The organism is Nonomuraea jiangxiensis, from assembly GCF_900099965.1.
In the GTDB taxonomy this organism is placed as follows: domain Bacteria; phylum Actinomycetota; class Actinomycetes; order Streptosporangiales; family Streptosporangiaceae; genus Nonomuraea; species Nonomuraea jiangxiensis.
In genome coordinates this window covers 16,137-35,068 of sequence record NZ_FNDJ01000005.1, presented here as the reverse complement: position 1 = coordinate 35,068, position 18,932 = coordinate 16,137, and the positions used below count along the sequence as shown (strand labels likewise).

General features: G+C 69.3%; 17 protein-coding genes and 1 pseudogene. 10 read left to right on the top strand and 8 right to left on the bottom strand.

Annotated features, from left to right (window positions below; genetic code table 11):
- The first annotated feature begins 284 nt into the window (after positions 1-284).
- Positions 285-716 carry a nitroreductase family deazaflavin-dependent oxidoreductase gene (locus BLS95_RS12280; RefSeq protein ID WP_090931081.1) on the top strand — a complete coding sequence of 144 codons (432 nt, stop codon included), beginning with the start codon at positions 285-287 and terminating at the stop codon, positions 714-716.
- A gap of 82 nt (positions 717-798) precedes the next feature.
- Here BLS95_RS12280 and BLS95_RS12275 read toward each other — a convergent pair whose 3' ends face one another.
- The 3 genes and pseudogenes from BLS95_RS12275 to BLS95_RS12265 form a co-directional block, all read right to left on the bottom strand.
- Entirely contained in the window at positions 799-2,856 is a 2,058-nt protein-coding gene (locus BLS95_RS12275; protein ID WP_090931080.1) for a SpoIIE family protein phosphatase, read from the bottom strand.
- Between the two features lie 127 nt (positions 2,857-2,983).
- Positions 2,984-3,255, bottom strand: a pseudogene (locus BLS95_RS57765) (GMC oxidoreductase); the annotation flags it as partial.
- Between the two features lie 365 nt (positions 3,256-3,620).
- A complete protein-coding gene (locus BLS95_RS12265) occupies positions 3,621-4,805 on the bottom strand; it encodes an MFS transporter (RefSeq protein ID WP_090931079.1) in 1,185 nt (394 codons plus the stop codon).
- A gap of 79 nt (positions 4,806-4,884) precedes the next feature.
- Between BLS95_RS12265 and BLS95_RS12260 the strand changes: the two genes are divergently transcribed.
- Positions 4,885-5,274 (top strand): MerR family transcriptional regulator, encoded by a 390-nt coding sequence (locus BLS95_RS12260; RefSeq protein ID WP_090931078.1) that lies wholly within the window; start codon positions 4,885-4,887, stop codon positions 5,272-5,274.
- Positions 5,275-5,409: 135 nt separating this feature from the next.
- Here the strand turns inward: BLS95_RS12260 and BLS95_RS12255 are convergent, their stop codons facing one another.
- Positions 5,410-6,846, bottom strand: a complete 1,437-nt coding sequence (locus tag BLS95_RS12255) for an AraC-like ligand-binding domain-containing protein (RefSeq protein WP_090931077.1) — start codon at positions 6,844-6,846, stop codon at positions 5,410-5,412.
- Between the two features lie 593 nt (positions 6,847-7,439).
- Between BLS95_RS12255 and BLS95_RS54050 the strand changes: the two genes are divergently transcribed.
- The 3 genes from BLS95_RS54050 to BLS95_RS12245 all read left to right on the top strand — a co-directional run bounded on the left by BLS95_RS54050 (position 7,440) and on the right by BLS95_RS12245 (position 10,354).
- A complete protein-coding gene (locus BLS95_RS54050) occupies positions 7,440-7,658 on the top strand; it encodes a hypothetical protein (protein WP_143043678.1) in 219 nt (72 codons plus the stop codon).
- 318 nt (positions 7,659-7,976) lie between these two features.
- Positions 7,977-8,513, top strand: a complete 537-nt coding sequence (locus tag BLS95_RS12250; protein ID WP_090931076.1) for a TlpA disulfide reductase family protein — start codon at positions 7,977-7,979, stop codon at positions 8,511-8,513.
- Positions 8,510-10,354, top strand: coding sequence for an ABC transporter ATP-binding protein (locus BLS95_RS12245; protein ID WP_090931075.1), 1,845 nt, complete (start codon positions 8,510-8,512; stop codon positions 10,352-10,354). The genes BLS95_RS12250 and BLS95_RS12245 overlap by 4 nt, the downstream gene beginning before the upstream one ends.
- Here BLS95_RS12245 and BLS95_RS12240 read toward each other — a convergent pair.
- Together BLS95_RS12240 and BLS95_RS12235 are read right to left on the bottom strand one after the other, a co-directional pair.
- Positions 10,337-10,822 carry a S26 family signal peptidase gene (locus BLS95_RS12240; RefSeq protein WP_218135722.1) on the bottom strand — a complete coding sequence of 162 codons (486 nt, stop codon included), beginning with the start codon at positions 10,820-10,822 and terminating at the stop codon, positions 10,337-10,339. The two genes, BLS95_RS12245 and BLS95_RS12240, sit on opposite strands and share 18 nt — an antisense overlap.
- A 26-nt stretch (positions 10,823-10,848) precedes the next feature.
- On the bottom strand, positions 10,849-12,138 hold the full coding sequence (locus BLS95_RS12235; protein ID WP_090931074.1) for an MFS transporter: 1,290 nt from the start codon (positions 12,136-12,138) through the stop codon (positions 10,849-10,851).
- A gap of 66 nt (positions 12,139-12,204) precedes the next feature.
- Here BLS95_RS12235 and BLS95_RS12230 point away from each other — a divergent pair, with 66 nt between their 5' ends.
- The 5 genes from BLS95_RS12230 (at position 12,205) to BLS95_RS12210 (ending at position 17,865) form a co-directional block, all read left to right on the top strand.
- Positions 12,205-13,224 (top strand): ArsR/SmtB family transcription factor, encoded by a 1,020-nt coding sequence (locus BLS95_RS12230; RefSeq protein WP_176993154.1) that lies wholly within the window; start codon positions 12,205-12,207, stop codon positions 13,222-13,224.
- Positions 13,225-13,340: 116 nt separating this feature from the next.
- The gene (locus BLS95_RS12225) at positions 13,341-14,498 is read left to right on the top strand and encodes an erythromycin esterase family protein (protein WP_090931073.1); all 1,158 of its coding nucleotides are present in this window, start codon (positions 13,341-13,343) and stop codon (positions 14,496-14,498) included.
- 364 nt (positions 14,499-14,862) lie between these two features.
- Positions 14,863-16,242, top strand: a complete 1,380-nt coding sequence (locus tag BLS95_RS12220; protein WP_090931072.1) for an OmpA family protein — start codon at positions 14,863-14,865, stop codon at positions 16,240-16,242.
- Between the two features lie 256 nt (positions 16,243-16,498).
- Positions 16,499-17,137, top strand: a complete 639-nt coding sequence (locus BLS95_RS12215; protein WP_143043677.1) for a MarR family winged helix-turn-helix transcriptional regulator — start codon at positions 16,499-16,501, stop codon at positions 17,135-17,137.
- A complete protein-coding gene (locus BLS95_RS12210; protein WP_090931070.1) occupies positions 17,134-17,865 on the top strand; it encodes an SDR family oxidoreductase in 732 nt (243 codons plus the stop codon). Before BLS95_RS12215 ends, BLS95_RS12210 begins: the two co-directional genes overlap by 4 nt.
- A gap of 119 nt (positions 17,866-17,984) precedes the next feature.
- Here the strand turns inward: BLS95_RS12210 and BLS95_RS12205 are convergent, their stop codons facing one another.
- Positions 17,985-18,530 (bottom strand): hypothetical protein, encoded by a 546-nt coding sequence (locus tag BLS95_RS12205; protein ID WP_090931069.1) that lies wholly within the window; start codon positions 18,528-18,530, stop codon positions 17,985-17,987.
- Positions 18,531-18,586: 56 nt separating this feature from the next.
- Positions 18,587-18,826: a hypothetical protein gene (locus BLS95_RS56790; RefSeq protein WP_090931068.1), complete on the bottom strand. Its 240-nt coding sequence runs from the start codon at positions 18,824-18,826 to the stop codon at positions 18,587-18,589.
- Positions 18,827-18,932: the final 106 nt, after the last annotated feature.

Below are 18,932 nucleotides of genomic sequence, written 5' to 3'. Positions count from 1 at the left end.
GAAAGCGGACCGACAGAAAACCGCGAGTCCAGGCCCGCACTCTGTGTGTGTCGGTCGGAACGGGCGCACCACACGCACGCATTCCCCGACTCAGGCCCCGGCTCACTTACAGCCGAGGCCAGTTCGTTCTTCCTCACCGCGGGACGGACGCAGACCTTCGCATCACCCTGCACGCGCCGGACCAGAAACGGAAAAGGCGCTCAGATGATTTCTCGACCCTCCACCGCTCAACGGCACGCGGCTCCGCCCTCCGTACCCAAGACGTCAGGTGCGGGAGAGCACTGATGTGGGACGACGTCGCCGACAGCCCTGATCCCTCGGTCGCCGAGCACGTTCGCCGCTATCTGGCCACGAACGGCCGTGACGGCTACCTGGAAGGAGGCGTGACCAACCTCGTCCTCACCGTCAAGGGCAGGAAGTCGGGCCGGTGGCTGCGTACAGGGCTGTTCTTCGGCGAGGACGACGACCGCTATGTCCTGATCGCGTCCGGCTCGGCCGTGACTCGCACGCACCCCGCGTGGTACCTCAACGTGGTGGCCAACCCGGAGGTCGGCGTGCAGATCCTCGGCGAGCGGTTCATCGCCCGAGCCCGTACCGCCGAAGGGCCGGAGCGGGAGCGGCTCTGGCGCATGATGGTCGAGCTCGCGCCGCTCTACCGGACCTATGAGGCCAGGAGCCGCAGGCAGATCCCCGTGGTCGTCCTGGAGCGCACCTGACCGAGCCGCCTCATAGTTGCGGGGGCGCGGTGGACGCTGGCGAGGGAGGGGTTGTGAGCCTTGCGCCTGCCGTTGGGGCTGATCAGGTTGCGGGTCGCATGAGGCTGTCGGGTTGCCGTAGTGCGATCATCGCGATGTCGTCCTTCCTCGTTGTGTTCATCTGGGCGAGGAGTTGGTCGCACAGGACGTCGAGGGGTTCGCGGGCCAGCGGGGCGACGTTGCCCAGAAGGCGGGTCAGGCCATGGTCGAGGTGCTCGCCAGGGTGCTTGATCAGGCCGTCGGTGTAGAGGAGCAGGGTGCTGTCCGGGGGCAGGGACGCCACCGCGCTGGCGCGAGGCTGATCGGAGGCGATGCCGAGCGGAGGCTCCACGGCGCCTTCGAGATAGCGGGCCGCGCCCTCGCGGGTGACCAGCAGGGGCGGTGGATGCCCGGCCACGGAGTAGGTGAGCCGCCAGTCGCCGTGCGCGGATGATTCCAGGCGGGCGAGCACGCAGGTGGCCGTGACCTCGCCGGACAGCGATTCTGTGGCCACGTTGAGACGGCGCAGGATGTCGCCGGGCGGCTCGTCGCGGTCCATGGCGAGCCCTCTGAGCATGTTGCGGATCTGGCTCATGGTCACTGCGGCGGCCAGTTCGTGCCCGGCGACGTCGCCGATGGTGAGGATGGCCGCGCCGCCGGGCAGGAGGAAACAGTCGTACCAGTCGCCGCCGATCTCGGCCGCCGTGGTGCCGGGCCGGTAGCGGACGGTGATCTCCAGGCCGGGCACCTGGGGCGGGTCGGGGAGCAGGCTGTGTTGCAGGGCGAGGGCGACGCGCTGGGTGCGCTGGAACCGCATGGCGTTGCTGAGATGTGCGTGCGCGTGCTCGATCAGCTGATTCAGCAGCTCCACGTCGGCCTGGCCAATGGGCTCCCGGTCGCCGCAGATCACCGCTTCGAGGACGGCGGCCACGGAATCGTCGACGATCACCGGCACCATGGCCACGCTGTTGGCGCCGCTGGCGGCGAACCATTCCTCGGCCCCGGGCGGAGCCATGCCGGGCGGCGGGTCGCCGGCTGGGAAGACCCGGCGCACCGGGCGCCGGGTGCGGACCGCCTGGGCGAAGGCACAACCCCGTCCGTCCAGGACGACCGTGCCAGGTTCGGGTGCCCGCGGCAGGTCCTCCCGCACGATGCTCACGATCCGCTCGACGACCAGTGGGGAGGGCGGCCGTCCCTCGTAATCGGGGACGAGGTAGATCCCGCATCCGTCGACCACCTTGGGCACGATCACGCTGGTCAGCATGGTCAGCACCTCGTCGAGGTCGGCCATGTTGGCGGTGGCGGCGGCGGCCTGGTCGAGGAGCCTGGTGCGCCGTTCCTGCTGCCATTCCTGTTCGACGTCGGAGCAGGTGCCGACCCACTCGATCAGTTCCCCGCAGTCGATCACCGGTGCGCCTCGAGTGCGGACGTGCCGGTAGGTTCCGTCAGCCATCCGCAGCCGGTAGGCGCTGTCGAAGTAGTCCCTCGTGCGTCTCACCGTGTCCCACAACCGCCTGATCCCGTCCCGGTCGTCGGGGTGCACGGCCTGCAGCCAGCCGTCGTTACGAAACTCGTCCCAGGACTGGCCGGTCATCCGCTGCCAGCCGGGGCTCGGCTCGATCGCCTGACCGGCGGGGTCCATCACCCACACGACGTCGGTCTCGATCTGCAGGAGGCTCTGGTAGCGCTGGAGGAACCGGTGCCGGCTCACGGCGATCGACTCGTCGATCATGCGGGCGGAGTCGACGTTGCTGGTGACCTCCGCGACGACCATGAGGATGCCCTGCACACCGTCGCTCAACGGGACCTTCGAAATGCTGATGGAGGCGTAGCGCTCGCGGACGCCGTCGCCCAGTTGGAAGGGCATCTCCCGCAGGGAGAGCGACTCCCCGGTCGTATACACGCGATCGAGCTGGTAGAAGTAACCGCGCTGGAGTAGATCGCCGAACGCCTCACGGAAGGGCACGCCGAGCGTACGCTCGCCGAAGATGGCCCGGTAGGCGTCATTGACGTAGACGAGCCGGTGATCCGGCCCGCTGGTTACGGCCACCCCCGCCGGAGCAACATCGAAGACACCCACCAACACGACACTGGAGGCGTTGTCCTCCGCTTTGCCTCCCATCAAGCGCCCCTGCCGACTTCTCCTCGTCCCCGTCCTGACCGGCCCGCTCCGAGTCTCGGCGCGGGCGAATTCCTTCACACCATCACTTGGTCAACCAGACAAACAACACGTAAAGCGCAAAAAGGCATCAACATATCGATATTGCTCCCGCGTCCTGGGTGAGGGCCTGTCTGCAAGGTCGGAACCGCCGATGACCACGCCGGCCCGGCTGGCATGGCAAGGCGGCGGCCTTCTCAGCGATCATGATCGTGGGGGCGTTGGTGTTGCCGCTGATGATCGTCGGCATCACCGAGGCGTCCACCACCCGCAGCCCCGTCACGCCCGCACCGGCAACTCGGGGTCCACCACGACCGCGTCGTCGGAGCCCATGGCGCAGGTGCGCACCGGGTGGTAGCAGGTGCCGCCCCAGGCACGGAGGTGATCGGCGAGAGAACGGCGCCCGCCGACAGATAAGGTCGAGCGATGTAGCGGGCTGCGGGGTCGCAACTGCGTGGCGTTCATCGTCGACATCGGCCGGCCCGGCATCTCCTGCCCGCTGAGGACGAACGCGGCCGGGCCGCCGGTCAGCTGGATGTCCGGCCGGGAGGCGCCGGCCGTCACGACAGGTGGGCCATCGCCTCGGCGTAGTTGGAGGCGCGGGTTCAGGCTGCTGGCCGTCGAACGGATGAGGACCTCGCCGGCCTCAGGAACAGGTTCGGGAACCTCTCGGACGGTCAGGACATCCGGACCGGCGTGGCGTCCTTCGTGGAGCGACCGGTGGCGAGTCAGCCGGCGGCCGGGACGTCGTCGTCGGCCGGCCGCGTGGCCGAGGACGTGCGGGGCAGGACGAGGTAGGTCAGGGCCAGGCCCGCCAGGCTCAGCACCGCGCCGGCCAGGCCGGTCCAGCGCAAGGCACCTGCCGAGACGATGACGCCGCCGATGGCCGAGCCGGTGGCTGCGCCGAGGTTGAAGGCGCCGACATTGGCTGAGACGGCCAGCGTGGGCGCATCGCCCGCGTGGCGCAGGATCAGCCCCTGCAGCGGCGCGATGGTGGCGGTGGCAAGCAGGCCGAGCACCAGGACCGCCGCCACTGCGGAAGGCTGCCAGACGACGGCGAACGGAATGAGGAGGAGCACACCGGTCAGCCCGCCGAAGACGCCGCGTACAGTGGCGCTCATGGACTTGTCGGCCAGTCGGCCGGCGAGGAGGTTGCCGAGAAAGCCGCCTGCTCCGTACGTGAGCAAGAGCCCCGAGACCGCCGTGGAGGAGAAGCCCGACACGCGCGTCAGCAGCGGGGCGATGTAGGTGAACACCATGGCGACGCCGGAGAATCCGACCGCGGTGGTGGCGATGGCCAGCAGGACCGGGCGGCGGGTCACCACGCGGACCTCGTCCTGCAGCCGCGTGGCCGGGGCCGGCTGTTCGGGCAGGACGACCGCGAGCAGCGCGACCCCTGCCAACGCCAGTGCGGTCAGTACGGCGAACGGGGCGCGCCATCCGGCGCTCTCCCCCAGCAGCGCACCCAAAGGCACACCGAGCAGGGTCGCCACGGTGAAGCCGGAGGCGACCGTGGCGATCGCCGTGCCGGTCTTGTCCGTCGGCACCACACTGGTCGCCATCACCAGCGCCAGGGCGAGGAAAGCGGCGTGGCTGAACGACGAGACCAGGCGCCCTACCAGCAGCAGTTCGTAGGAGGGGGCCAGAGCGCTGATCGCGCTGCCCGCCGCGAACACCAGCATCAGACCGAGCGCCAGCCCCTTACGCGGCATCCCGGCGGTGAGTGCGGCCACGAGGGGCCCACCGACCACAACTCCGAGCGCGTAGACGGTGACCGCTTGCCCGGCCATGCCCACGGATACCTTCAGGTCTGCTCCGACCTGGGGCAGCAGCCCGGAGATCAAGTATTCCGACGTCCCGACGACGAAGACGCTCACACATAGGGCAGCGAGCGTCACGAAAGTCCTACTCATGGTGAGGACGCTAAAGTCTCACATGGATGTGAGAGTCAAGTCGTGTCAGCGACTTCCTCAGGGCAGACCAGGAGGGGATATGCGCATCGGCGAACTGTTACGGCGGACCGGCGTTCACGAGCGCCTGTTGCGCTACTACGAGGAGCAGGGCCTGCTTCATCCCGAGCGGCTCCCCAGTGGTTACCGGGAATACAGCGACGCGGACATCGACACCGTCCGCCGTATCCGTAGCCTCCTGGCCGCCGGCTTGAACACCTCCGCAATCGCCACGATCCTCCCTTGCCTGCGCGATGACGGCGACCGGCTGATCCCCACCTGCTCAGACCTGCTCGGCGACCTTCACCGGGAACGAGAAAGGATCACACAGTCGATCGCAGACCTGCAGACGTCCCTGGGCGCACTCGACAGGGTCATCGCGGCAGCCCCGCCCCATGTCACGCGCCGCGCACTCGCCGCACTCGACGGCTGAACGAGGTGTCTGTCCGCTTCCCGAGGCCGTTGTCCGCCACCACGGGTTCCAGCGGATCAGCGTGCTTTCTTCGACGCCTGTCGCCCGCTCAAGGACCCGGTAGACGGTGGCGCGGCCAGCGGAGAACACCCCCCATCAGTTCGGCGACGGTGTAGTCGCCGGTAGCGTGCCTGCGGACTGCTGCCGGACGGTCCTCGCCTCCGCCTGGGCGGCGGTGAGCCGCCCGCGCACGTCGCCGAGTTGCTCCCGTACGGCGGCCAGGTCCTCACGCAGCCGGTCGGTCTCCGCCGTGTGCCGTTCGCGGGCCTGGGCCAGCTCAGTGCGGGCCCGGTCCAATTCTTGGCGCAGCCGGTCGGCCTCGCCGGCGTGCTGCTCACGCTCGCGATCCAGCTCGGCGCGTGCTTGGCCGGCGGCGGCTTCGGCGGTGGCCGCGGCCTGTTCGGCGGCTTCCGCCTGGGCGCGGGCGACGGCCAGGTCCTTGGTCAGGTCCCGGTTGGCTCTGGTCAGCTCCTGGTTGCTGCGCTGCGGCAGTACGTCTGCGGCACTTACTGGGGCCAGCGGTGGATGGTCCGCTGATGAGTCCTGTCGCGTGCCGACAGGTCGGGCGCCGTCTTCAGGTAGCCGGCCCTGGGCCGCCGCGCGCCGGAATTCCTGGGGGGTGACACCGAAGGCGGCACGGAAGGCACGGGTGAAACTCGCGGACTCGAAAAACCCCCAGCGTGCGGCGACAGCATGGATCGGCACGCCCTCGCGGGCCGGGTCGGCGAGATCGCGTCGGCAGCGTGCCAGTCGCTCGGCACGGATGAACGCCGCGACGCCGGCGTTCTCTTCCGCGAACAGCCGGTGGAGTGAACGCACCGAGAGACCGTGGGCGGCCGCGACGGTGGCCGGTGAGAGGTCGTGATCGGCCAGGTGCTGCTGGATGAAGGCGCGCACTCGCAGGAGCAGGCTCCGCTCCCTGACCTCCCTCGGCAGATTGTCTTCCGCGTCAAGGTGGTGGGCGAGCAGCGCCGTCATCAGATCGGCCACGACAACGCCGAGTCGCATCCGGTCGGCCGGCCCGTACGCCGGGCCGCCGGCGACCAGGCTGGACAGGAAACCGGTGAGCAGCCTGCCCACCCTGCCCCCTCCGGGCAGCACCGTGGCGGTCAGCCGCTCCAGTTTCCGCGACGGAAGCGGCAGCAAGTCCCCCGGGAATACCACCATGATGCCGCGGGTGCCGACGTCGAAAGTCGCCGCCTCACTCGGCCGTGAGGTGTGGAAGAGTACGAGGTCCATCGGCCTGGCCTGCGCCGTCCGGCGGTCCTGCGAGATGGTGGTGCTGCCGTACTGGTCGAACGCGAGCTGGAACCTCTCCGGATCGGACCGGCGGATCATCTGCCTGGTACGCCGGCCGTCGCACGGCGTCGACGTCACGGACGAGATTTGGACGGTGTCGAGATCCATTCCAGCGATGTGCCCTTGAAACGTCTGCGGATCGTCGCAGCGGACCCGCATCGGCGCGATCACTTTCCACAGGTGGTCCGACCAGCGGTCGAACCGCTCGGCGGGCGGCATGTCGTTGGTACTCACAAGCGTCTGCACTGATCCCCCTCATGCACGCCTAGAGGCGGCAACGCCGATGGCCGAGTTCCGACGATGAGCGACGTGGCGGCCAAGCCTGCTTGAGCCGGCTGCGGTTGAGGCGGACGGCAACCTGTCAGCCACAGACAGCGCCACGGATGATCGTGGCGGCCGAGATCAGGAGCCAAGGAAAACGTCGCATTCATACCTGAACACTATGATCGCACGCGACAGGTGCCCTCCCCACCAAGCGGATGCACGACCCGCTCAACGTCCCCGGCGATCGACAGCCGGATGGCCGGATAGAGCAGGGCGACGCTCGTCAGTGGACGGCTTGAGGAGTCCGCGGTCGCAGCGGGTAGCACGCCGCGCGGCTGAAACCGACCAGGCCCGCGCCCTCGGCACGGACGGAACACCGACCTGGCACGGACAGTCAAGGATGCGTGCCATTGCCATGCCACGATGATCCGGTGATGTTCGATCATGCCTCCGGTTGCATGCCGGAATGCATCAGAGGCCCATTCTCATCGGCCCGCTGAGAAAGGGCCCATATTCATGCGAAGGACGCAGTAGAAGCAAGGCCCATCTCCGGAGGAGAGCAAATGATCAACAAAATCAACTCACTCGGTAACTGGATGCTCGACCAGCTCCTGCCCAAGGCTTCGGCCGCGGCCGCCCCTCCCTGCCAGGGCACCCTACGCAGTTGCGTCGGATCGTGCTGCTATTACTGCCGCCAGTGGAGCCCCAGCCGCTGCACGTACTACCGGTCCTGCGACTGGGCGACCAGCTGCGAGCAACTGTGCCACGACTGCTGCTGCTGACCGTTCCGGCTCACGGAGTACGCGCTCCTGGCCTGCCGCTGCCTGACCGGCGAGGTCCGCAGTCGATCGGCCCCTGAGGCGTTCTCTCCCGCGCCACAAGATCTGGTCCCGGTGGCCAGGCCGCCCCGCTGAGCGCGGTTCACCTGCCGCGGAACCGACGCTGCGGGCCGTGGCCACCGGCAGCGCGCGGGGGCACCTGTCCCGTCGCACCCTCAGCCTCCCCGCCGCCGCCGTGCTCAGCGTGGTGATCCTCGCCTTCGAGGACATCGGCGCGCTGCTTCGTTCCCCGAATCGTCTCGCTGATACTGGAGGATCCCCATGGCGTTTCTCGTGGCCGCTGTCGTCTTCGTCGGAGTGCTGTGCGCCCTTGACCTGGTGCTGACCCTCGCGGTGATCCGCCGGTTGCGGGTGCACACCCTGAAGCTGGACGCCATCTCGGTGCCGACCCCCGACCTGCTCCCCGACGGGACGGCGGTTCCCGACTTCACCGCCACCGGCCTGGACGGTGAGGTCATGACCGGCCAGGAGTTGCGGCCCGGGGTGCTGGCGTTCTTCTCGACGACCTGCCGGGCCTGCAAGGAGCAGCTCCCCGAGTTCCTCCGCTACCTGCGCGAAACCGACCAGCGGCCGGACCGGGTGCTGGCGGTCGTCGTCGGCGCGGACTCCCCCGACGGCCTGGAGCTCCTCGACAGCCTGCGCGGGACCGCGACCGTGGTCCGCGAGGAGCTGGACGGACCGGTCGGCGCTGCCTTCTCCGCGCGCATCTTCCCCACCTTCTACCTGGTGGACGAGAACGGAATCATCCAGGCCGGGACCGTCGCCGCAGCCGGCCTGGCGGCGCCTGCGATGGCGTGACCGGCGAACTGCTCAGGCGGGCCGCGGCTGCCTGGGAGCTGGTGTGGCGAGCCGGCGCACCGGCCACGTTGACCTCCTTCGCGCTGGCCGTCACCGCCGGCATCTGGCCGGTGACGACCGCGTGGCTGACCAAGTTCCTGCTGGACGAGCTCGCGAGGGGGACACTGGACACCGGCAAGGTCATCGGCCTCGCCGTGGGGCTCGGCCTGACCGGGCTGCTGGTCGGCACGCTGCCGCAGGTCTCGCAGTACGTCGATGCCCAGCTCGGCCGGGCGGTCAACGTACGGGCCCGCGACCGGCTGTTCACCGCGGTCAACCGGTTCACCGGCCTGGCCCCCTTCGAGAGCCCGCACTTTCACGACCGGCTGCAGCTGGCCCAGCAGGCCAGCCAGTCGGCGTCGAGCCAGATCGTCATCCCCATGTTGAGGTGCGTGCAGGGGACGGTCACCGCGGCCGGATTCGTCGCCACGCTCATCGTGCTCAGCCCGGTCGTGACCGCGCTGGTGCTGGTCGCCGTCGTCCCGCTGGTCGTCGCCCAGTTCTCGCTGAGCCGCCGACACGCCCAGCTGGTGTGGACGATCAATCCCAACATCCGGCGGCAGCTGTTCTACGCCGGGCTGTTGACCGATGTGAGCACTGCCAAGGAAGTACGGCTGTTCGGTCTCGGCTCGTTTCTCCGGCAGCGCCTGCTGACGGAGCTGCGGTCGACCAACGACGCCGAACGCGCGCTGGACCGCCGTACCCTGGCCGTCCAGGGACTCCTGTCCCTGCTCGGCGCCATGGTCACCGCGTTCGGCCTGATCTGGGCCGTGACCGGCGCGGTCTCCGGCCACCTGTCGGTCGGCGACGTGGCGGTCTCCATCGCGGCGGTCGCGGGCCTGCAGGCCGCTTTCGGCGCGCTGGTGGGGCATGTCGCGGGGATCTTCCAGGCGCTGCTGCTGTTCGGCCACTATCTCGCGGTGGTGCGGGCCCAGCCGGACCTGCCGGTGCCGCCCGACCCCGAGCCGGTCCCGGATCTGGGCCGCTGTATCGAGTTCGACGACGTCTGGTTCCGCTACGACGAATCCCATCCCTGGGTACTCCGGGGGGTGAACCTGAAGATCCCGGCCGGAAGGTCCGTCGCCCTGGTCGGGCTCAACGGCGCGGGCAAGTCGACCCTGGTCAAGTTGCTGTGCCGGTTCTATGACCCGCAGCGCGGTGCCATCCGCTGGGACGGCGTGGACCTGCGCGACTTCGACCCGGCCGACCTGCGCCGCCGCATCTCGGCGGTCTTCCAGGACTACGTCGCCTACGAGCTCACCGCCGGGGAGAACATCGCCGTGGGCGATCTGCGGGCGCTCACCGACCAGGAGCGGATCAGGCGGGCGGCCTCGCACGCCGGGGTCGACGAGGTTGTGTCCCGGTTGCCCCAGGGGTACGACACGATGCTCAGCCGGATCTTCGTCGACCACGCGCACGACGACCCGGCGACGGGGGTCCTGCTGTCCGGTGGGCAGTGGCAGCGGATCGCGCTCGCCAGGGCGTACCTGCGCGACCGGCGCGACCTGCTCATTCTCGACGAGCCGAGCTCCGGCCTGGACGCGGAGGCCGAGCACGCGCTGCACGAGGCGCTGCGCCGGCACCGGACCGGTCGTACCAGTCTGCTCATCTCGCACCGGTTGAGCGCGGTGCTCGACGCCGACCAGATCGTCGTCCTGAACGAGGGCCGCATCATCCAGCAGGGTACGCACGCCCAGCTCATGGACGTCGGCGGCGAGTACGCCCGGCTGTTCACCCTCCAGGCCGCCGCCTACCGGCGTGACCGCGCGGGCGAACCGGACGCCTCACTGTCGCGGCCGTAACCGGCGCACCACGATTCCCAGAACGCGGTCGGCCGGGACGAACCCCCAGCTACGGGAGTCGCTGCTCTGGTCCGAGTCTCCGAGGACGACCAGTTTGCCCTCCGGAACGAACGATTCCCCGACGGTGGCGGCCACCAGGTCAGGGACCGGGTCGGCCGCGACGGCGGCGATCCGCTTGATGTACCACGGCTGACGCGCGGCGGCCCGGGTCGACAGCGGCGCCGTGCCCCAGTGCCCGCCGGGGCCCTGCCGCTGGAACACCACGACCTGACCGGGCCGTAGGACTGACGGGCGCACCCGCCGTACGATGACCCGATCTCCCCGCCGGAAGGTGGGAGCCATGCTCTCCCCCGTGACCGTCACGATCACGAACCGGCTCCGGGCGGCCATCACGGCCAGCGCGATTCCCAGGATCAGGAAACCTGTGCCGATCAGTCGCCGAGAAGGGCGAGCCCGATGCTCATCCACCTTGTGACGTTCCTTCCCCGTGGTGGTCACCACAGTAACCGACCTTGCGGATTCGAGGCATCGTTGACCAACGTGGCCGGCCGCCGGGGGCGGTGCTGCAGGGCACGGATCAGCATCGGCATCGCGACCACCAGGGCGATCCCTCTCAGCACCCCCGCGACGGGATACGCCGCGCGCAACCCGAACGTATGCGCCACGAGCCCGCCGGCCAGCGCCCCGAGCGGGATGAGTCCCCAGCCGAGCATCCTGTAGACGCTGTTCACCCGGCCGAGCAGCTCGGACGGCACGATGTGCTGCCGGAGACCGACCGTCCCGATGCTCCACAGCGTGACGAGGAAGCCGTTGACGGCCAGCAGGACGCCGAGGACGATCGCGTTCGGGCTCAGCCCGATTCCGACGAAGACGACGACGTTCGTGGCGAGCGCGGTGAGCAGTGCGGGAAGGGCGCCCATCTTCTTGATGACACGCGCGCTGACCAGACCGCCGAGCAGGCTGCCGAGCGCGGCGCCGGCGAGCAGCAGGCCGTAACCGGGCGCGTCGAGGCCCAGCGTCCGGGTCGCCAGCAGGACGAGTGTGACGTTACCGAGTTGCCAGCAGAAGGTGTTGACGCCGAGCAGGATCGCCAGGGTGCGCAGCAGCCGGTGCCGGGCCAGCCAGCGCACGCCGTCCGCGATCGCCGTACGCATCGGCGGGTGCTCGATCTGCCCCGCCGTACGGCCGATCCGCCCGCGCGTACGGCCGGGCAGCGTCGCCAGCAGCGCGGCGGACAGGGCGAATGAGGCGGCGTCCAACCCGAACGGCAACGCCACGGCCACCGCGAAGAGCAGGCTGCCGAGCGGCGGTCCGGCGAACTGCAGGCCGATCGTGGTGATCGTCTGCTGGTGGCCGTTCGCCTTGTGCAGCAGCGGCTTGGCGACGAGATCCGGCAATACCGCCTGCGCCGCGTTGGTGAAGACGACAGCGCACGCTCCCAGCCCGAAGGTCATGATCGCGAGAGCCGGAATGCCGATGTGGCCGAGCGCGACGAGAACAGCGATAACGCTGACGATCACCGCCTGGCTCGCCTGCGCGCGCCACATGAGGGTGACGTGGTCGTACCGGTCGACGATTGCGCCGGCCGGTAGGGACAGCAGCAACCAGGGCAGGTACGTCGCCGCGGAAACGATGGACACGAGCCTGGGGTCGTGCGTGACCGTGACGGCCAGCAGCGGAACGGCCGCGGCGAACGCCCCGTCACCGACGCTGTTGATACCCGTCGCCCACCACAACCGCCAGTAGCCCGCGTTCAATCGCGGTTCGACCTCGCTCTGCGTCATGCCGTGATCTTCCGGCGCGGGATTATCGTCATGCCAGCATGTAGGTCGGTGCTACATAATCGGGTCATGGCTCTGACGATCGAGCTCGGCGTCGCCGAGCTGGCGTCGACCCGGTTCGCGGTCTCGCCGCTGTCGGAGACCGTGTCCGCCCTGCAGCAACTGGGCGGTCTTGATCGAAACCCCATCAACTTGCGGTGGCTGCGGTGGGCGGCGGACGAGCTGGCCAGGAACCCACTCGACCTTTCGAACACGTGGCCACTGATCGTGGGCAACCGGCCGAGCTGGCCGGGGTTCCTCGTTCCCGCCCCGTCCGGCTCGGGGGGATCCATCGAGGACGACTTGGCGGCGTTGCGGAGGACACCTGCCGCTTACGTACGGAGCAGCCTGCGGCGCGTGTTCGGCGAAGAACTCCCCGGCCCGGTCACCGCGCTCGCCGAGCGGCCCGCGGCGGGACTGGATGCGATAGCAGAGGAACTGCGCGTGGCACACGACCGGCTTGTCGCGCCGCATTGGCCACGGATCCACGCCGTACTCGACGCGGACGTCGCCTATCGCGCCAAGCAGATCGCCGCGGGCGGTGCCCAGAGGTTGTTCACCGGCCTACATCCGGATCTGCGCTGGTGTGATGGCCGGTTGAGGCTTGCCGAAGCGCGTTGGCGGGACGAGCGCATCGTGGAGCTCGGTCCGGGTGGACTGGTCCTCATGCCCGTCGTTCTCGGCTCACCGTACGTGCTGATCAAGAAGAGGACGTCCACGCAGACCACGGTGCGTTATCCGGCTCGGGGCGTCGGAGCATTGTGGACCGCGGGAACGCGGGCTCCCGCCGGCAGCGCGGTCCGGCTGCTCGGCCGGGCGCGAGCTGAACTGCTGGAGGCACTGCGGTCCCCGGCGACGACGACGGACCTGGCTCGCGCGCTCGGTGTCACGCCCAGCGCGGTGTCCCAGCACCTCCGCGTACTGCGCGAGAGCGGGCTGGTCGCGCGCGAACGATCCGGGCGTAACGTCCTGTACGTGACGACTGCCCTCGGGGCGTCTCTGACCGGTTGCCGGGAAACCCATCGTATGGACGGGAACCTCGTGCCATAAGTGGCCGAGCCGCGCGCCAGGCCCACTGTGCATCACCGATTGAAGGTTCATCGCGGTGGCAGCAGGGGTTTCCAGGGCAAAGTTTACACTGGGTGTTCAACGATACCGTTGAAGGTATGGATATCAAGGACATGGCACGGCCGCTCGATGGCGCGGGCGTCTCGGCGTTCCTGCGGTCGCTTCCCGCCAAGCCCCTGCTGCTCGGCCTGGGCGAGGCCAGGCACTTCGTGGAGGAACTGGGCGAGTTGCGCAACGAGCTCTTCCGGCATCTGGTCGAGCACGAGGGCTACCGGTCGTTCGCCATCGAGAGCGACTGCCTCAAGGGCCTCGTCGTGGACGACTACCTCACGACGGGCGCGGGCACGCTCGATGACGTCATGGAACGCGGCTTCAGCCACCGCTTCGGCACACCACCGGCCAACCGCGAGCTCGTACGCTGGATGCGGGCGTACAACGAGGAGCATGAGGAAAAGCTCCGGTTCTTCGGGTTCGACGGCCCCCTGGAATACTGGGCCGAGAGTCCGCGCCAGGCGCTCACCGCCCTCTACGACCTGCTCGACGGCCCGTTCTCCTGCACCAGGGAAACCCTCGACGCGCTGCTGGGCCCCGACGACCGGTGGACGAACGAGGCCACGATCATGGACCCGTCCCAGTCGATCGGCCAGTCCGCCGACGCCCAGCGGCTGCGACTGATCGCCGACGACCTGGTGGCGCTGCTCGACACGCAGGTGCCGCGGCTGAGCCCCGAGGACAGGGATCGGGCGGCACTGTACGGGCGCACCGCCACCGGCCTGCTCCGCTACCACTACTGGATGGCCGACACGTCCCCGGTGCGGTGGCCGCACCTGTCGGCCCTGCGGGACGCGATGATGGCCGCCAACCTGCGTGCCATCGCGGAGCACGGCCCGGCCCTGGTCTTCGCCCACAACCTCCACCTGCAACGGAACAGGAGCCTCATGTCGCTCGGGGACCAGGAGCTGGAGTGGTGGAGCGCCGGGGCGATCGCCGGAGCGCACCTGGGCGACCGGTACGCCTTCCTCGCCTCGGCCTTCGGCACGACCGGCGACCACGCCCCGCCCCCGGACACCGTCGAGGGCATCCTGTCCACGCTCCCCTGGGACCACTCGCTCATCGACGCCCACCGCCTGGCCGAGGCCATCACCAAGCCCGCCCCGCGCATCTCCCACGATTTCGCCTACTTCCCGCTGGACCCGGCCCAGCTCGACCTGATCGACGGCATCGTCTACCTCAAGCAGGTTGTCAGGATCGATTGACAGGGTGGATGCCACCGGAGCCTCCGGGAGGCAGGGAAGGCGGCCCCCGCCCTGACCGGCACAGCGGCAACCGCCTTCTCGGAGCAATGTCACGCGGGACCACCCCAGAACCGTCTACCTCACCGACGACGGGAAACGAGTTCTCTGGGGGTTACATGTTGTTTGCGGGTGGCAGCCGGTCCGGTGCCGGCGGTTTACGCCGGCGGCTGATCGCCGCGGTCATCGTGGCCGTCGTCCCCCTCGCCGGATGCGCCGGGCCTGGCGAGGGACCGGTCACCCCAGACACGCCGACCAGTAGCCGCCCGGCCGCCCCCCGACGCATCAGACGACGGGCGCGCCGGAGAGCGCTCCGGCCCTGGCCACGTTGTACGGCAACGGACACAGCGAGCAGAGCGGCGCGGCCCGTACGGACGTGCTCGCGATCGAGCGGACGGCCCCGGACACGGTGACCGCGCGGCTGCGCATCACCGTCGAGCGCGGCGGGAGCAACCTGTCCGGCTTCAGCGCCCCGTCGCTCGCGGGGCAGGTCGCCTACGACTACCGCAGCACCGTCGCCGGGATCTTCCTGTACGACGACCCGCGCCTTTCGGTCTACTTCCCCATGCGCGACAAGGAGGGCATGGGCGCTCGGTGCCTGTGCAGCTTTGCCGAGGGCACCCTCGAAGTCACATCCGAGCCGCTCCTGGTCTGGGCCGTCTACCGGGTGCCCGCGCAGACCACCAGCGTGGCGGTCGGCCTGGCCAGCGCCAGCGTGAGCAGTCCCGTGCCGATCATCCAACCGGGTGCCGGCTCCCTCAAGCTCGACGGCGAACCGGATGCCGCCACCGTCGCCGCCGCCTTCCCCAACACCGTCGGGCTGGCCACGAACACCATCGGCACCACCGAAAATGTCGTCGAATCACCGGACAAGGTGGAGATCGCCCTCAACACCGACGTGCTGTTCGCCTTCGACAAGGCCACCTTGACCGCCGCGGCCCGGGATCGCCTACGCCGTACCGCCGAGAAGATCCGCGCCAAGGCCACCGGCACCGTGACCGTCGTCGGCCACACCGACGACGTGGGTTCCGACACCTACAACCTGGACCTGTCACGGCGCCGCGCCCAGGCGGTCGAACAGGCGCTCAGCACCCTGACCGGTGACGCCGACCTGGCGTTCCAGGTGGACGGCAAGGGTGAGAGCCTGCCCAGGGTCTCCGGGACGTCCAAGGAGGCCCGGGCCGCCAACCGCCGGGTCGAGGTGGTCTTCGAACGCGCCGTCACGCCGTCCCCTGCCATGCCCACCGCGGCCCCGGAGCCGAGGGCGCCTGGCGAGCCCGTGACGACCGCCGAGGGACTGCGGAAGATGGCCGGAGTGACCGCCGACCTGCTGGAGCTGCGCCGGCTGGGGCCGGACTCCGTACTGGTCTCGGTCGGTTTCCGCAACACCGGTAGTGCCGAGGTCGACCTGGGAGCTCCGGGCTTGGACGAGGATCGGGACAGGCTGGGCGTCACGGCACCCTTCATGCTGATCGAGTTCTTCTGGCTCGCGTTGACCGATGCCGCTCAGACGCGGTATGTGGCGCTGAGCGCCCCCGGCGCCGGCGGCACCCTGGACTGTGTGTGCACCTCCACCACGCTGCTCAAGCTGGCGCCAGGCCAGCAGATCCGGATGTTCGCCCTGGTGAGCGCGCCGCCCCCGGACGTGCGCAGCGTGGACGTCAACCTGTTCAGCTTCCGTCCCATGAACGACGTGCCCGTCACCTGAGGGTCGTGACCGATCGCCTCGCTGCATGCCGGCGGAAACACCCGAAGCAGGAACGCCAGCGCCGCCTGCGGTGGCCGGCGTTCCTGCGAGCGACTCCTACGGGCTCGTCGGCACGGTGTTCGCGACAGCGGCCGTGAGCAAGATCCGGGCAACCGCCGCCCCGCTCCTCCGTCAGCCTGCCGCTTGCGCGTAGCCGACTTCCTCGTTATCTTCCCAGGAAGATGGTTTCCCAGGAAGAAACAGTGGTCACAGGCTTGTGAGCGATACAGACTTCAGTTCCGGTCTCCCGGATCGCAGCGACCCCGACGACGGGACGCCGTCCTGCGCCCCTCGTGTCAGCGGCCCCGACCCGCTGGGGGTGGCCGCCCTCTGGCAACGGGAGCTGCCGGATCTCGACGTCACCAACATCGTGCTGGCATCAGCGATCCACCGGATCGCGCAACTCCTCGAACAGGACTTCACCGCACTGGCCAAGGAGTACGACCTGCTGCCCTCCGAGATGCGAATCCTGCTGGCCCTGCGCCGTTCCCCGCCGGATTACGCGCTCAGCCCGACCCAGCTGTTCCGCCGCCTCATGGTCACCTCCGGCGCGGTGACCAAGCAGGTGAACCGGCTGTGCGAACGCGGCCTGGTGAGCAGGCATCTCGACCCGCAGACGCCACGCGGTCAGTTGGTCCGCCTGGAACCGGCCGGACGGCACGTCGCCGAGCAGGCGGTCCGGCGGATGTGCGCAGTGCACGCCGGGCTGGAGGCCCTCGACAGGACCGAGGCGCACGAGGACATCGCGATGTTGCAACGGGTGCTGGCCGTGCTGGACCCCTCCGTCGGCTCTCCCGACCCGGACGGCCACGTACGACCTGTAGTCATGACCCACGAACCGAAGGACATGAAGTGAGCAAGAAGATCGTCCTCATCACCGGTGCCAGCAGCGGCATCGGTGCCGCCACCGCCCGGCGCCTCGCCGCGTCGGGTCACCAGGTGGTGCTCGGCGCCCGCCGTACCGACCGGCTCGCCGCCCTGGCCGCCGCCATCCGCGACGACGGCGGCGCCGCCGAGTACGCGGCGCTCGACGTGACCAGCCCGGACAGCGTCGAGGCGTTCGTCCAGGCGGCTCACCGCCGGCACGGGCGCATCGACGTCCTCGTCAACAACGCCGGCGTGATGCCCTTGTCACGCCTTGACGCGCTGCGCGTCGAGGAGTGGAACCAGATGATCGACGTCAACCTCCGCGGCGTCCTGCACGGCATCGCGGCCGTACTTCCCCTGATGCGCGCGCAACGGTCGGGCCACGTGATCAATGTGTCCTCCACCCTCGGCCACGACGTCGTCCCCAACTCCGCCGTCTACAGCGCCACCAAGTTCGCGGTCCGCGCGCTGGCCGAAGGGCTCCGCAAGGAGCAACAGGACATCAGGGTCACCGTGGTCAGCCCGTCGTTCACCGAATCAGAACTGAACACCCTGGGCGGCGACCCCGACACCATGGCCTGGGTACGCACCATGGCGGACAAGCTCAACATGCCGGCGGGCACCGTGGCGGACGCCATCGCCTACGCCATCGAGCAGCCCGCCTCCATCGACGTGAGCGAGATCGTCGTCCGTCCCCTCGCCGAAGCCGCCGCCTGACGCCGGACCGGCAGCCCAAGAAGCGCCACCGCACGGGACACCACTGCGAGGCAGAGGCCACGCCGTCTGCCGACGACGTGGCCTCTTTCCTGTACGGGGTCGGCGACCGACCCCGGCGGTCAAGCCGGGAAATCCTTCGGGTTGACCGCGCTGCTGTGCGCGTTGCCTCCGCGGACCGGGTTCAGGGTCAGGGTGTAGATGGTGTACTGCGTGGCGGAGGACCGGAACCTCACCTGGTCGTCGAAGCGCTGGTAGACGGCGCCGCGGCCGAACCTGCCCTTCGACACGCTGAACTGGGTGCCCGTGGTGAAGTAGATCCGGTACGTGCCGTCCCTGACGTCCTTGATCGTGGCGGTGGACTTCGCGCGGACGTAGATGCTGATCGCCTTGGACTTGCCCTTGACCAGGGCCACGACGCCGTCTCTCGAGGTGCCGTTCTTGATCTTGAGCCTGTTCGGACCGCCGGCGAAGCGGTGATAGAGGATCCTGCCGTTGCTCGGGCGAGCCGCGGCGGCGGTCTCGGCCGACAGCGTCACCGAGGTCGCCGCGCTCTGGCCGCTCACGGTGCTGGCGCCGGCCGGGGTGGCGGTCAGCAGACCACCGGCCAGGACGGCAGCCGCGATGACGCCCGTTCTCAGGCGCGTGGTTTCGAAACGTATCTTCACAATCCAACATCTCCTTCGCGACACATGGTCACGGTAAAGATAGAAGAGACAGCCTTTTACCGAAACTTGGTATTCGGCGGGGTTTGCCCGGCCAGAGCGGCTGTTGGTCGGGCTCGTACCAGTGCGCGGGGCAGACACGCCTCGTCCACCATGGCGCCCTCGAAGGTGACCGCGCCGGCTCCGCTCGCCCGGGCCCGGTCCACGGCGGCGATCAGCCGTTCGTAGCGGGCGAGCTCGTCGGGATTCGGCGAGAACACCTCGTTGATCACGACGGCGCGTAGGTCCTCGGCGGACACGGCGTCGGCCCGGGCTACCAGCCGGTGGTTAGCCCACCGGTCGTCGGGATCACCCCGACTCGTCCGGCGACCACCTGCCGTTTCAGCAGCATGACGCCCGGCCTCG

Excerpts from the sequence above, each read along its gene's own strand:
- BLS95_RS12280 (WP_090931081.1), top strand. The coding sequence starts at position 285 with ATGTGGGACGACGTCGCCGACAGCCCTGATCCCTCGGTCGCCGAGCAC.
- BLS95_RS12275 (WP_090931080.1), bottom strand. The coding sequence starts at position 2,856 with ATGGGAGGCAAAGCGGAGGACAACGCCTCCAGTGTCGTGTTGGTGGGT.
- BLS95_RS12265 (WP_090931079.1), bottom strand. The coding sequence starts at position 4,805 with ATGAGTAGGACTTTCGTGACGCTCGCTGCCCTATGTGTGAGCGTCTTC.
- BLS95_RS12260 (WP_090931078.1), top strand. The coding sequence starts at position 4,885 with ATGCGCATCGGCGAACTGTTACGGCGGACCGGCGTTCACGAGCGCCTG.
- BLS95_RS54050 (WP_143043678.1), top strand. The coding sequence starts at position 7,440 with ATGATCAACAAAATCAACTCACTCGGTAACTGGATGCTCGACCAGCTC.
- BLS95_RS12250 (WP_090931076.1), top strand. The coding sequence starts at position 7,977 with ATGGCGTTTCTCGTGGCCGCTGTCGTCTTCGTCGGAGTGCTGTGCGCC.
- BLS95_RS12235 (WP_090931074.1), bottom strand. The coding sequence starts at position 12,138 with ATGACGCAGAGCGAGGTCGAACCGCGATTGAACGCGGGCTACTGGCGG.
- BLS95_RS12230 (WP_176993154.1), top strand. The coding sequence starts at position 12,205 with ATGGCTCTGACGATCGAGCTCGGCGTCGCCGAGCTGGCGTCGACCCGG.
- BLS95_RS12225 (WP_090931073.1), top strand. The coding sequence starts at position 13,341 with ATGGATATCAAGGACATGGCACGGCCGCTCGATGGCGCGGGCGTCTCG.